This window comes from Halobacteriovorax sp. GB3, assembly GCF_028649655.1.
GTDB lineage: Bacteria > Bdellovibrionota > Bacteriovoracia > Bacteriovoracales > Bacteriovoracaceae > BSW11-IV.
On record NZ_JAQSLN010000005.1, the window covers coordinates 196776 to 210784 of the forward strand.

Below are 14009 nucleotides of genomic sequence, written 5' to 3' on the forward strand. Positions count from 1 at the left end.
AAGTGACTTTTTGTAGAACTTTTTTTAATAGAATCTAAAGAATGCGTCAACCCTTTTATTACTTAAGTTGAGTAATAAGGTTATTTATTTGTACTCGATCAGTCGCCGATGGGTTTAGCGTCAGATAAGTTTGAAAAGATTGTATCGCAAGTCTACTTTGTCCTATTTCTTTGTAAACAAAACCTAGTTGTCTATGAATAAGAGGATTATTTTCATCTTGTCTTAGCGCCCTAGAGTAGAGGTCACGTGCCTCTTCAAAATAGCGCTGTCTGAGCTTTAACCAGCCAAGCCCCATAAGAGCATCAACGTATTTAGAGTTCAGAGCAATGGCCTTTTCAAAGCCTTTTCTAGATTCTTTATAATCACCTTTGAGTCTTTGAGCCTCAGCTAAAATGAAATAACCATTCTCCAAAGTTGGATTGAGTTTAATCTCTTTGTTTGCAAACTCAATCGCTTCATCATATTTACCAACTTCAACATATATTTTTGAAATATAGTAATTAACTCTTGGATAAGTCTTCAATCTTTGCGCGATAAAATTTAACTGATCCAGTGCTTCTTGAAATTTTCCCTTTTCAATAAGGATCGATGATAACTCCATCCTAACAACAAGATTTCCAGGTTCAATCTTTAACAAGTTCGTAGCATAAGAAATAACATCATCTAATCGCCCTTCTAGCTTTCCTGAACGAATCATAGACTTATAAAAACTTGCACTTCTTTGAGTTAAATTCTCAAGCCTTTCTTTGAATACTTTATAATTATCAAGCTTTTGTTGCTGATAATAATAGTATGCAATATCACCTATCAATGTCGGATGATCGGGATGGGACTCAAGTATATCTAATAGATAAGAGATTGCTGTATCACTTCCTTCAGTTTGGCTTATTATGCGAGCATAAAAACTTCTGTATTCAATATTTCTAGGATCTAAAAGGATTGCTTTTTGAATCCTTGCCTTACTGAATTGATAATTTCCGGCCCTAAAATAGACTTTAGCAACTTCAAAGTAGTTCTCGTCATGGAGTGGATCTATCTGCAAACTTTCATTATAAGATCTGATAGCTAATTTAACGTTTTTAATTTTTACGTAGTATTGAGCTAGCATTGTTTGATATTCAGCAAAACGAATATATTTTGTTCTAGAAAGTGCCGATAATAATTTCTTAGCGTCCGATACTCTAAAACTTTCGATATAGGCATTAAATAGGATTGAGTTTACTTCTCTCTCTAGAGGATAATCTTTGCGAATCTCTTCTAAAGTCTCAATAGCAAAAGAAAAGTATCCTCGCTTAATCTGAATCTCAGCTAAATACAGCTGCGCTTGTATATTCGATTCATCTAAATCCGCGGCCTGTACAGCATATTGAAACGCCTTGTCCCAGTTGAGTTTTTTCTCAGCCAGCTTTGCCTTTCTTATTAATTCTTTAATTTTACTTTCACGAATAAGATATTCTGTAATCTTATCTCCACCGATCTCAAGTTGTGCAAGTCTTGTTCTTAGTTCTTGATCCTCTTTAATTTTAAGGGCCATTTTAAAGTAGAGTGATGCCTTTTTAGGATCTTTCAAATAAGCCGTTAAAACACCCATCTTCTCTAAGTATTCAGCGTAATAAATTGGAGATTTTTCGGCCTCTAGTTCATTGATTACTTTTAGAGTTGTAGTTAATTTTTTAAAATCACTTCTGTGGATAAGTAAATCTGTATATAAGAGAAGATAGGGAACACTTGTCTTATATTCACCAGAATACTTATTCATCAATTCATAAGCATCTTTATGATTTTCATTCAAAATCATATATCGACTTAATGAAAGAACTGTTTCCTCATTCATTTTCTTAACTTGAAGTAAACGATTTGCAACTTTCTCGGCCTTATCTAGTACACCAGCTTTTACAAGGGCATTCAGATAAGCTGCAAACAAGCGAGTTGTTGGCTTATTTAAGCGAAGATAATTTTCAATGATATTAATCGACGTATAATACTTTTTAACTTTTGAATAAAAAAGGGCTGACCCTAGAGCAATGTTTACATCTGAAAACATCTTAGAGTTATTTAGCTGGAGAAGTTTAAAAATATTTTGAGCTGCTTTTCTCTTGTCTTTAGCATTCTCATAGATTTCAGCGTAGATTAATACAAGATAGCCCATTGATTTATTATCTTTAAATTGATGTTTTAAAGATTCATTAAACTTCTTAACTGCACGAACTTTTGCAGGATAAGTACCTTTTTGATAGGCCTTTATACCTTCTTCATATGCATTTCTACTCTTAATAACATCCTTATATTCAGCAGCAACTGGAAAAGTAATATTAACTGAAACTGGTTGTATATTTCGAACTTTCTTCTCTTCTTCAGGCATCATCAGATAAGCAATGATCAGGAAAAAGATTAAGGCCATAATTGGTCTCATTCCTTTTTTCTTTTCAACTACTTCTTTTTTCTCAACGACTTCAACAACCTCTTCTACTTTTTCTTCAAGAGATTTCTCAATTTCCAGTTCGAATTGTTTAGCCTCATCTAGAAAATTTTCCTCTTCAGGCTCATCGCCTTTAACAGGTAACTGTACGACACGAGTTTTCTCATCAATATCAATCTCTTCCTCAACGACAGGAAGATTCTCTTCATCTGCTGATTCCTCAGATTCACTATCTTTGTTTTCAATTTCGTCTAATTCTTCTCTACCGATAACAACCGTTTTCTCAACATTATTTGAAACGGGGCGATTGAGAACAATCGTTTTATCAACATTATTCTCATTCTCTTCTTCCTCTATGAGCTCTTCGTTGATTTCCTTCTCTTTTTGTTGCTCTTCTTGGTACTGCCTTTCTAGCTCATCATAATCAATATGAATTTCATCCTCATTTTCATATTGAAGCTCAGGAAGTTCAGCTTCTTTTTGTTTCGGTTCTATATTTTTTACGATTTGGACTTTTTTAGAGAATGTATTTTGAGTGAGATCATTCGCTTTCTTATGTTGAGCAAATTCTTTGAGTGCTTTTTTAATGTCTGGATAAAGTAGTATGTTTTTCCATTCACCAACAGGAAAACTCTGGCAATTTTCATTACCTTTGATATGACCTTTTTCAAATAGTTCTACGATTTGAGAAACTTTAAAAGGACCAACGACACGCTTATTTTCTAATCTTATCCTATACTTAGACATCTATCTCATTATAACTGAGCTTACATTTTCATGCCTCACTTACTTAATGGAAATAATTGCCTCTATTTCATACGCAGCTTAGAAACTTTCGTTAGTTGTTTAATAATAAGAAGGCCAAGCCCAGTTACAAGTAGAAATAACAACAACTTCTCATCTGATGTTAAAAAGAAAACTTCATTCTTGTTTAAAAGCAAACCCACAATGAGGTTCATCACAAAAATTATTGAGAACGACACTCTATAGTTTTCAATGTTTTCTATTTTTGCTTTTTCGACTAAGACTAGAGGAAAGAGAATCAATAACGAGAGAATCGTATATATTTCCAAATTCACCATCATCGTGAAAAAGAAGTATGTACAAAGAGCATTACCAGCAATTACATTCTTTGTTATAGATTTTCCCTTTCCAAAGAAATAATAACCAACTGAAAAGCTCATAAACAAAAGACCAACGATTGAATTAAACTCTTTATACAAGTTCATAGATTGATCAAATTCAATGGACTTGAAACCGACTCCACAGAACAAAGATATCAATGTAATTAAAGTTAGCTCAATGAAGCTAACATCTTTCTTATTTTCACTACTGATTAAAAACAGAGAGTTTATTGTAAAAATAAGCAAACTAACTGATGCCCACAGCATTTGAAACATTAAAGAATCAGATACAAGGGGACTTGGTATCAATAGACTTGTGAAACTCAATTTTGAAAACACCATAATCGCTATGACAATCATAAATTTGAAGAGCATCATGCGAATAGATTCATACCGGTTCTTTAGTAAAATCTGTTGAAAAATAACAAGCGATGAAATAATGAGGAGAAATGTTATCAACTTGAAATCAGTATAAATGAGATAAACGCTAAGTCCGTAGAACAAATTTAAAATGGCTGCCTTTACTCGCCCCTCTAATTCAATATTACGCTCAAAAAACAGACATAATAGAACAGCAGATAATAAGAACTGCCAGTTAAGACCAAAGGTTTTAAAAGTGATTAATAAATTAAAAAGTCCTACAATACCAAAACAGCTTATTTGAATAACTAGATCACGGCCATTTAATAACTTAACAAATAAGACAAGCATCATTAAAAGCGTATAAAGAACGATTACTATATCATAACTAAGCATATTTAATATTCCTTCTCGTTACATTAAAGAATCCTACAGCAAATAGCAGGGCCATCACTATAGGCTCAATTCTCGATGTGGAAATCATTAATACTGTTAGAAATAATAAGACGAGATCAAAAACCGGTTTTACCCAAAGTATTTCACTCATTTTAAAATCTTCAAAAATAATCGAGACCAAATATATAAAAAATAGTACGAATATTAACGATAGCTCTTGTGAACTATTATTTAGTATCAAAATAGGAAACATAAAAAGAACGAAATTTGTTAACGATCCTGATGCTGAGGTTTTCTTCAAAAGATAATTGATTAATAAAAAACCAATCATTAAGTAAGTAATCAATGCTTGAAATTGAGAGAAGGTATTCAACATCATTGCGTTTGCAAGAAAGAGACATTGAAATGATACTGTTTCTATTTTTCTTTCACTAGTCGCCTTATTGGTAACAAAGTTAAATAATGATAAGGACATTATCATAATCATTGTTACTTCAATGTAATCTTGTTGATAACTATCGAAAATATATAAAAAAATAGAACAAATAAGACAAAGTAAATATGGTAGATCCGCAAACGTTGATCGCCTATACTTAACCCAATTCATTATCAAGAAACATATTCCAATATATGAAAACACCCAAAAGCTTGCATGATTTACCAAAAACTGCCCTACCAATAAAGCTATTAAAGTCACTCTATTGGCCATGGTAGCACTTAAATAAGGCGTTAATAACGTCGCCATGATTATAGTTATTGATACCTTATTCGATAAAATACTTAGAGAATAGACAGTATTAAAATATCCCATCTTCACAACAAACGCTTCAAATAATAGATATGAGATTAAAGCAATTGGAATAAATTTAACTCGCACATTAAACGACTTTGCGTTTATACCTAATGCAATTAAAAAGAATAATGCTGAAATAATATATGTCATTTCAACCTCACAAGGTAAAGAATCGAAAGTGCCAAACTCATCAATAAGATGATAGTTGAAATTTTTCCTTCATCGAGCTTAAAAGAGTAATTTAATCTTTGAATCGAACTCTCTTCAGATGACTTTTCTATAACAGCTATTTCTTCACTATCTTGCTTAACAAATGAAAAACCATTAGCAAATATGAAGTCATTTACCTTCGAGTTAACAAGCTTATGCTTTTGAATATGTATTACATAAGAATAAAGAGCAATAATTAATAATATGATACCGAATGAAACATAATATGTTTCTGGTTCTATAACAATTTGAACATAGTCTTTATTATAGAGGTTTGTAGAAAGAGAACTGAATAACTTATCTTTGAGATTCGTAAAAATAAAAAATGGTGTTAACACTATAAGACATAGTGATGTCAAATAGTGACTCGCAATCACATCGTTTACTTCATCCATTTCAGCGAATACAACAAGGAAAAGACATTGTGTTAATTGTAATACAGCGACAGGAATTGCAAGTGATACAAGTATAGTCGAGTCTACAATATTCAAATAGATCATTAAACCAATGACATGAGTAATGAAAAACAATAGTTTGAATAACTTCGTAAATTCATTTTTAGATTCAAATCTTTCTCTGTAATTAAAAAATGAGTACAAGGCCTTAAAGTTAATAACAACAATTGGCAATATACAAAAATGTAGGATCGATAAGATTGCCATGCCTTTTATCAAAAGAATATAAGACGCTAAATAAGTCGTGAGAACAAAGAAGCTAAATCGTTTTTTTAATTCTCTATTAAAGAAGAATAGTAAAACAGAGATAAGATAGGTAAGTAATACGAGAGCAATGATTACATAATTCCCATAGTAATTAATTGCAGGGAATTTTGCTAAGAATATTAAACTTGGAAGAAGTACTGAAAATTTTTCAAATGAATCATCCTTATAAGTTAGTTGTATATTCAATAGAGCATTAATAAAAATAGATATTGAAAGTAAAACACCGAGTGTTCTCAAATTGGTATTAATAAAGATCGTATTGAAATTTTCTATCGACTCTGTATTCAAAATTGAGATTGAGTAAACGACAGACACAGTTAAAAACGCTAGAAATATTGATTTACTCCATCTTAGAAAGTTACTCGTTGTTGTTTTAATATTATATAATTCAACAAGTACAAACATCATCATGGCCAAGAATGTTGAGAATGTTGATGCCAATATTACTGTTAAAACATGTATAAGAACATTCTTGTTACCTCTATGACAGACATAGTTAGCTACTATAAAAAATACTAAACACAGAGATAGTCCGCCTATTTTAAAATCTAATAAATTTGAAAATAGAATATTATTCGCTACCATTTGATTAACATTGAAAGTTAAATCAACATTTAAACTAATAAAAAACAGTATTACTGAAAATACTGTTAGTACGATTTGAGAAATACTATTTTTAGTTAAATTATTCAACATTTCCTCTCTTTTTTAGAGATAATAATGCTGAGAATATGGAGAGAATTCCAAAGCATAACAATAAATAAGAAAGAAAAGTAAGCTGAGATTTTTCAATATTTAAGTCAACGGTTTTCAATATAACAATAGAAACAAGAATAAGAAGAAAATACGCTCTTATTTGTTCACTGATTCTGGATCTAAAAAAAATTGAAAACAATCCTGCTAGAGTTGCTATCACCAATAAATAGAACATTATTTCTTCTCCTTAGTGACATTTGAGAAGATGTAAAATATCGCCAACGTTAGAACCATTAGACTAATATCCCCAAGCGAGATCTCCGTCAAAACATTGCTATGATCATTTGCCCACATACTCTCGACTTCGTTTACAGGTCTTTTCTTATAAAGAATAACTGTAACAACACCTATCAATAGAGATAAAATAACAGTGTTGATACTTTTGGCCTTAGTCATCTGCTCTGATTCTTTGATTCTTTTCCAAAAAGGCTCATTTGATGAATTTAGAAGTTCTGAAATAAAGTATACGAGTATCGTACTTACAAAGAGTACAGCTCCAAACTCTAATCCATGCTCAAGAACTACAACAGTAACCATTACCAAGGACAATAAGAACCATGAGACCTTTCTCGAGTAATAGTCCTTAGCGAGTGTATATACTGTAGCAACAATAATTAAACAGATAATTAAAATTGTGTTCATCATTTATAATTCTCGATAATTAATTGAACAAAGAAAATAGAAATTAAGATCGGCACGAAGAAGTTAATAACAAATCTCTCCATATTAAAAAGTACAACTTTTTTGAATCTTGTTTTTATCCACTCAACAGCAATTCCACCGATAAAAACTTTAATTACTAGAGACAAGGTCTGACTCATTAATAAAGCAATGTCCCCATACCTAGTTAACCAAGTAAGTCCTGGTAAAACTTGATAGCCTCCAAAGAATACTGTGACGAACAATAGAAGAAGAAACAGTGTTGTAATTTCTTTCGATATATAGGTGAATATACTTTCTATGGCCATTTTCTCTTTATTAACCCTACAAACTAACTGTTGATACTCATCTTCTGTTTGAATTGTTGAAACAGGAATCAAGAAAAAGAAAGCAAACATAGCAATAGGATGCAAAATAGCATTGTAATCAGTAAATGAAGACTGCAAGTTAACGAGCTCAGAAACAAGGCTGATTTTTTGAATTAGAAGTACTTTCATTACAGATAAAAAGAAAAGGCTATAAATGATTAAGTTTTTCCACAGTACCTTAAAACGTAATTTCTTCAATGAATATTCAAATCTTCTTCCAATGAGAATCATAGGAAAGATTGAAAGGAGAAACGTAATAGAAAGTCCCAATAAAATAGAGTAGTCAGCGTCAACGAATTTAAATTCAATCATCGTCGACTTAAATACAAGCCCATCTGCAAAAGGGAGAAAAATAAAAGGCAGTATAGAAAGTAAGATATAGATCAAAATACCAAAATCAACCATGAGACTGCGATTGTCTATATCAAGAAGAAAATGACGTAACTTAATATATAAGTTACTTGGCGAATTCACGACAATTGGTAACGTATATGACTCTAAGAACTTCTGCCTAAAGAATTTTAGCAATCCCAGACTTAGGAAAATAAATGTAAATACATAAGTCGTTTTAACTATTGTGATAAAACTGGCATCCATGCCCAATCCATTTTTTACTTATTTATTAATGACTTGATTATAACTAAAAAAGGTAAAGGTGAAACGATAATAAATAGTACGAATTTGGTATCAATATCTTTTGAAAAATAAGACTCAATAGTGAAATATGCCAAGATCACCCATAAGAGAATTGCGATCATCTCGGCCGACTTATCGAATACATTTGTACGAAAAGTCGTATTGAAGTGAGACTTAAATCTATATGTACTTTCGTTTGATTTTGTATCTTGAACTTTTGAACTATCAGAAAAAAACAGCCTTGATGCAGCTACTAATATAATAGCTACGATCAAGGCCGGTAATAAATAGATTGTGATCTGATTTATTGTTTCCATTAAGAGTTATTTAATGAAAATCTTCGCTCCATCAGCAATTAGGATGATTTTTTCCCAAAACACACCAAGAACGACAACTGGTACACAAAGAGCAGCGATGAAAGTTTGGTTAACAAACCCAAAACCTTCAATTTTCTCATCACTTTCTGCTGGCTTGAAAACCATAAGTCTTACAATCTTCAAATAGTAGTAAAGAGAGACAACACTGTTTAGACCAAGAATTACTGCAAGTACATAATACTTCTCTTTCAAGATCGCTGCTAGAATATTGAACTTAGCAACAAAACCTGAAAGTGGAGGAAGACCTGCTAGAGAGAACATTACGATCGCCATACAAATGGCCATAACTGGATACTTATTCATAAGCCCATTAAATCTCTCAAAATGATCATTTCCATACTTATCTTGAACAATTGAAACGATAAAGAACGCTACGATTGTCATAAACATATAAGTGATTAGGTAGAAAAGAATTGATGTAGCCCCTGTTTGTTTTAAAACAGTAGCCGCTGCAATCATAACACCTGCGTGTGAGATTGAAGAGTAAGCTAACATTCTTTTTACTGATCTCTGTCCGATTGCTGAAACGTTACCAACAGTCATAGTAAGAGCAGCAACAACACTTAGTGTTCCAACCCATGTCATCTGAAGAGCTGTTGGCTCGCCACCAAAGAAAACCATTGTCACTCTTGTAAGAACAGCAATACCTGCAACCTTAGGAACGATTGCAAAAAATGTTGTAACAGGAAGTGGTGAACCTTCATAAACATCTGGTGTCCACATGTGGAAAGGAACACAAGAAATCTTGTAACCAATACCTACAAAGAACAATAAGAACGATGGAAGAAGAATGGCCATCTTCTGTGCATCTAATGTTGGAAGAATTTGCATAATCTCAGTGAACTGAATTGTACCTGTCATACCAAAGATATGGCTGATACCGAAAAGCATGATACCGGCAGAAACACCACCATAGAGAACATACTTTAAACCAGCTTCTGATGATCTTGTGTCATTCTTCTTAAGAGATGCAAGAACATAAGAAAGAATAGAAAGTGTCTCAATTCCAATATAAAGAATTAGCATGTTATTTGCAGAAGAAAGAAGCATACCACCAACGAGTACACCAACTGCGATAATAACGAACTCAGACTTCATATCTTCATAGATGTCTTTTGATTGTCTACTTAAGTAGATTACAAAAGCTGTACCAAGAACCATCACGATTTTAGCAAGTGTGCTAAACGAATCGATTACTACAGAGCCAGTAAACAGTGTCACTGGATCTTTAGATAGGCCTTGAACAAGATATACTAGAGAAAAGAAAAGACCCATGTAGGCAAAACCAAAAAGGTAACCCTTAGAACTTCCTTTCTCTTTGTCACTATAAGCGGCCTCAATCATAATGAGACCGACCATAGTAAAACACATAATCAGTTCTGGAACATAACGTCCAATATTTGCTAAATAAGTAAGTGCCATAACGACAACCCTCTTAGTACTGCGCTAGAAGTGAAACAAGTTTCCCAACTGAAGCTTTCATAACATTTAGAATCGGTGATGGGAAAATTCCGAAGAAAATTACCGCTACACACAATGGAATCATGTAGAAAACTTCTCTAGCATTCATATCTGTGTATGACTTACACTCTTCAACAACTTCTCCAAAAAACATTCTCTTGAACATCCATAGAAGATAAGCTGCACCGATAAGAAGACCAACAACACCAATAACTGTAATTGTTGTAAATCTCTCATAGATTCCTAGGAAAATTAGAGCTTCAGAAATGAACCCTGATAGACCTGGAAGACCCATAGATGCAAACATCGCGATGATGAAGATAATTGAGTAAACTGGTAGTTGAGTATAAAGACCTCCAAAACCTTTAGAACCATCTGGTCTAACGATCCATCTGTGGTGAGATCTTTCATAAAGAATACCGATCAGTAGGAACATCATAGCTGTTGAAGTTCCGTGGTTAAACATCTGAAGAACAGCACCGTTCATACCTTGAACTGTCATAGCAGCAAGACCTAGCATTACAAACCCCATGTGTGAAACAGAAGAGTATGCAACAAGTTTCTTAACGTCAGTTTGAGCCATTGCACAGAATGCACCGTAAATAACGTTAATAAGACCAAGCCAAGCGATAGCATCAGAAAAGTAAACTGAAGCTTCTGGGAAGATTGGGAATGCGATTCTTAAGAAACCGTAAGTACCCATCTTTAGAAGAACACCGGCAAGGATAACTGATATAGCAGTTGGAGCCTGTACGTGAGCGTGTGGCAGCCATGTGTGGAATGGGAAAACTGGAACTTTGATAGCGAACCCGATGAAAAGTGCTACAAAGAATAGTTTTGCAAATGGAATTGCCATTCCAAAAATCTCAACTACTTCCTTAGTGAAGTGACCACCAGAAAGAGCAAGAATATCAAATGAGCTTTCTGTTTGCCCTGATACAAAGTAAAGAGCAACCATACCAACTAGCATTAAGATTGATCCAAAGAACGTATAAAGGAAAAACTTAACAGCAGCGTATTCTCTGTTTTCTCCACCCCATACACCGATAAGGAAGAACATTGGAATAAGCATTACTTCCCAATAAACATAGAAAAGGAAGAAATCAAGGGCCATGAATACACCGTAAACAGTACTTTGTAGGAACAGTAGTAGTGCAAAGTAAGCCTTAACTTGCTTTTTGATAGTCCAAGAAGAAAGAATACAGATCGCTAGAAGCAATGATGTAAGAACAATCATTGGAAGAGAGATCCCATCAACTCCTAGGTAATAATTAATGTTGAATTGGCTGATCCAAGGAATCTTAACAGAAAATGCTTGTTGCATTCCTGGAACTGTCGTGTCGAATTTTGCATAAAGCACTAAAGACAAGACGAGAGTAATAACAGTGTTGATCAAAGACCAAACTCTAATTGCTCCTTCCTTAGTTCTTGGAATGAACAAGATCCCTAAAACACCAATAATTGGCATCCATAGAATCCAGTTTAATAAATTTGACGTACCGCTCACCGGACAACTCCTTATAAAAAATTAACTTATAAAGCTAAAATGTAACCTGTTAGAACTAAAATAATCATAATAAAGTAGAACTGAATTTTACCTGATTGAAGAGTTCTCAAAATAACATTGAAAAATCTTACTGAAGCACCAGTTCCATCAACACCAATAGTGTCAACAACGAGGTTGTCGAACCACTTAGCAACTGTGTAAAGCCATCTGTTTACTGAAGCCCAACCATCAACTGCAAATCTGTCATAAACACCCATGTCAAATTTAGCAAGAAGATTGTTAAACGGTAGTAGACCTTTTTGAATAAATCCTTTGATATAAACATCATCAAAGTAATATTTATTCTGAAGTGCTCTATACCATCCAGAGAATGTATTAACCCACCAACCTGGATTAACAGATTTCTTGATGTACATAAGGAATGCTAAGAAAACACCAGAGAATGCGATGATGATTGAAGCAATAGCTCCAATATGGTGCACATGGTGAACATGATGCGCTCTTTCTTCATCTAGACCGTGGTTTGAATCATATTGAGACATTGGAAGCTGATTTTTAGCTCTAGTGTCTTCATTTCCAAACATTTGTCTTTCGTAAGCAGAGAATTTCTCTACTTTTGGCTTAGCAATTAGAGTATCAAACCACTCAAGCTTACCTTCAGCACTTGCTACTTTAACAAGCTTTTGACCTGTAAGTGATCCAGAGAACCAGATACCTAAAGTGAAAACTGAAAGAATTAGAAGAGGAACGTTTCTATTCCAAGAAAGCTTCTCAGAGTGAGTATGATCATAAAGTTCTTTATCTCTTGGCTCACCGTGGAAAGCTAAGAACATCATTCTACACATGTAGAAAGCTGTTAAGAAGGCTCCAGCAAAACCAAGAATTGTTGGAATCCAATAGAGACCATTATCAAAAGCCGCTACAAGTGCATCACCAAGGATTCTGTCTTTAGAAACGAATCCTGAGAAGAATGGAATACCAGCAATAGCAAGTGTACAACACCACATTGCAATCCATGTGAATCTCATTTTATTTTTAAGACCACCCATTCTTGGCATTTCTTGTACGTGCTCATGAGTGTGATGATCGTGTAGTGAGTGAATTACAGAACCGGCACTTAGGAAAAGACATGCTTTAAAGATAGCGTGTGTAATCAAGTGCATAAATGCTGCATTGTAAGAACCAACTCCAACACCTAGTACCATGTATCCAAGCTGAGAAATCGTTGAATAAGCAAGTACTGCTTTGAAGTCTGTTTGAACAAGAGCAATCGTTGCAGCACCGAAAGCAGTAATTGCCCCGATACAAGCGACGAAGAATGTTAAGTTACCAGCTTCAAGAATTGGGTAAATTCTAAGTGAAAGATAAACCCCAGCAGCAACCATTGTAGCGGCGTGGATTAGGGCCGAACATGGAGTTGGACCAAACATCGCATCTGGTAGCCATACTTGAAGAGGGAATTGAGCTGATTTACCAATTGTACCAGCAAAAATACAAAGACCAGCAAAAGTAGCAAGAGGAATTCCAAGAACCATAACTGGATCAAATTTTCCTGCAGCAAGTGCTGAATAAATATCAACAAATGAAACACTTCCAACAGTTGTCCAAACAGCAAGAATACCTAGGAGGAAGAAAACATCCCCAATTCTTGTTGTCATGAAGGCCTTAATTGAAGCATTACCTGCACCTTCTTTCTCATAGTAGAAACCGATCAGTGAGTATGAACAGAATCCCATGATCTCCCAGAAGATGAAAACTGAAAGTAGGTTATCCGAAAGAACAAGACCAAGCATCGCAGAAGTAAAGAGAGAAAGGTAAGTAAAGAATCTACCATTTCTACCGTAGTTCATATCATGGTGCATGTAGTAAGTTGAAAAGATGTGAATCAATGTCGCAACAGCAGTAACCATAAGAAGCATAGTTGCTGTCATGTTATCGATATAGATACCCATATCAACTTTAAACGCCTGTCCACCACCATTAAGGTCAAACCATGGGAATACCTTATGGATGTAGTAATCAGTCGCGTAATTTCCAAAGACAAAGTCCTTAAAAACTCTAAATGCAAAGAGGAATGATCCAAAAATCGCAGAACAGCTTAGCGCAACGGCCGTTTTTGTAAATTTTCTAGCAATAAATGCGTTAATTACAAATGCACAAAACGGAAGCAGAACGATTGGAGCAATACTACCTAGTGTATAATCCATCACTATTACCCTT

At 33.9% G+C, this 14009-nt stretch carries 10 protein-coding genes; all 10 read right to left on the reverse strand.

Features of this window, described 5'->3' with window-relative positions:
- Nucleotides 1–58: 58 nt before the first annotated feature.
- Nucleotides 59–3166 carry a tetratricopeptide repeat protein gene (locus HBN50_RS16405; protein ID WP_273871843.1) on the reverse strand — a complete coding sequence of 1036 codons (3108 nt, stop codon included), beginning with the start codon at nucleotides 3164–3166 and terminating at the stop codon, nucleotides 59–61.
- A gap of 62 nt (nucleotides 3167–3228) precedes the next feature.
- Entirely contained in the window at nucleotides 3229–4299 is a 1071-nt protein-coding gene (locus tag HBN50_RS16410) for a hypothetical protein (RefSeq protein ID WP_273871844.1), read from the reverse strand.
- Nucleotides 4292–4450 carry a hypothetical protein gene (locus HBN50_RS16415; protein WP_273871847.1) on the reverse strand — a complete coding sequence of 53 codons (159 nt, stop codon included), beginning with the start codon at nucleotides 4448–4450 and terminating at the stop codon, nucleotides 4292–4294. Before HBN50_RS16415 ends, HBN50_RS16410 begins: the two co-directional genes overlap by 8 nt.
- A gap of 788 nt (nucleotides 4451–5238) precedes the next feature.
- Nucleotides 5239–6465: a hypothetical protein gene (locus HBN50_RS16420; RefSeq protein ID WP_273871848.1), complete on the reverse strand. Its 1227-nt coding sequence runs from the start codon at nucleotides 6463–6465 to the stop codon at nucleotides 5239–5241.
- A 489-nt stretch (nucleotides 6466–6954) separates the two neighbouring features.
- Complete coding sequence (locus HBN50_RS16425; protein ID WP_273871850.1) at nucleotides 6955–7425, reverse strand: hypothetical protein; 471 nt, start codon at nucleotides 7423–7425, stop codon at nucleotides 6955–6957.
- Nucleotides 7422–8336, reverse strand: a complete 915-nt coding sequence (locus tag HBN50_RS16430) for a hypothetical protein (RefSeq protein ID WP_273871852.1) — start codon at nucleotides 8334–8336, stop codon at nucleotides 7422–7424. The genes HBN50_RS16425 and HBN50_RS16430 overlap by 4 nt, the downstream gene beginning before the upstream one ends.
- 83 nt (nucleotides 8337–8419) lie before the next feature.
- On the reverse strand, nucleotides 8420–8761 hold the full coding sequence (locus HBN50_RS16435) for a hypothetical protein (RefSeq protein WP_273871853.1): 342 nt from the start codon (nucleotides 8759–8761) through the stop codon (nucleotides 8420–8422).
- A gap of 6 nt (nucleotides 8762–8767) precedes the next feature.
- On the reverse strand, nucleotides 8768–10243 hold the full coding sequence (locus tag HBN50_RS16440; protein WP_273871854.1) for an NADH-quinone oxidoreductase subunit N: 1476 nt from the start codon (nucleotides 10241–10243) through the stop codon (nucleotides 8768–8770).
- A 13-nt stretch (nucleotides 10244–10256) separates the two neighbouring features.
- On the reverse strand, nucleotides 10257–11789 hold the full coding sequence (locus HBN50_RS16445) for a complex I subunit 4 family protein (RefSeq protein ID WP_273871856.1): 1533 nt from the start codon (nucleotides 11787–11789) through the stop codon (nucleotides 10257–10259).
- 26 nt (nucleotides 11790–11815) lie between these two features.
- A complete protein-coding gene (gene nuoL / locus HBN50_RS16450; protein ID WP_273871858.1) occupies nucleotides 11816–13996 on the reverse strand; it encodes an NADH-quinone oxidoreductase subunit L in 2181 nt (726 codons plus the stop codon).
- Between the last annotated feature and the right edge of the window lie 13 nt (nucleotides 13997–14009).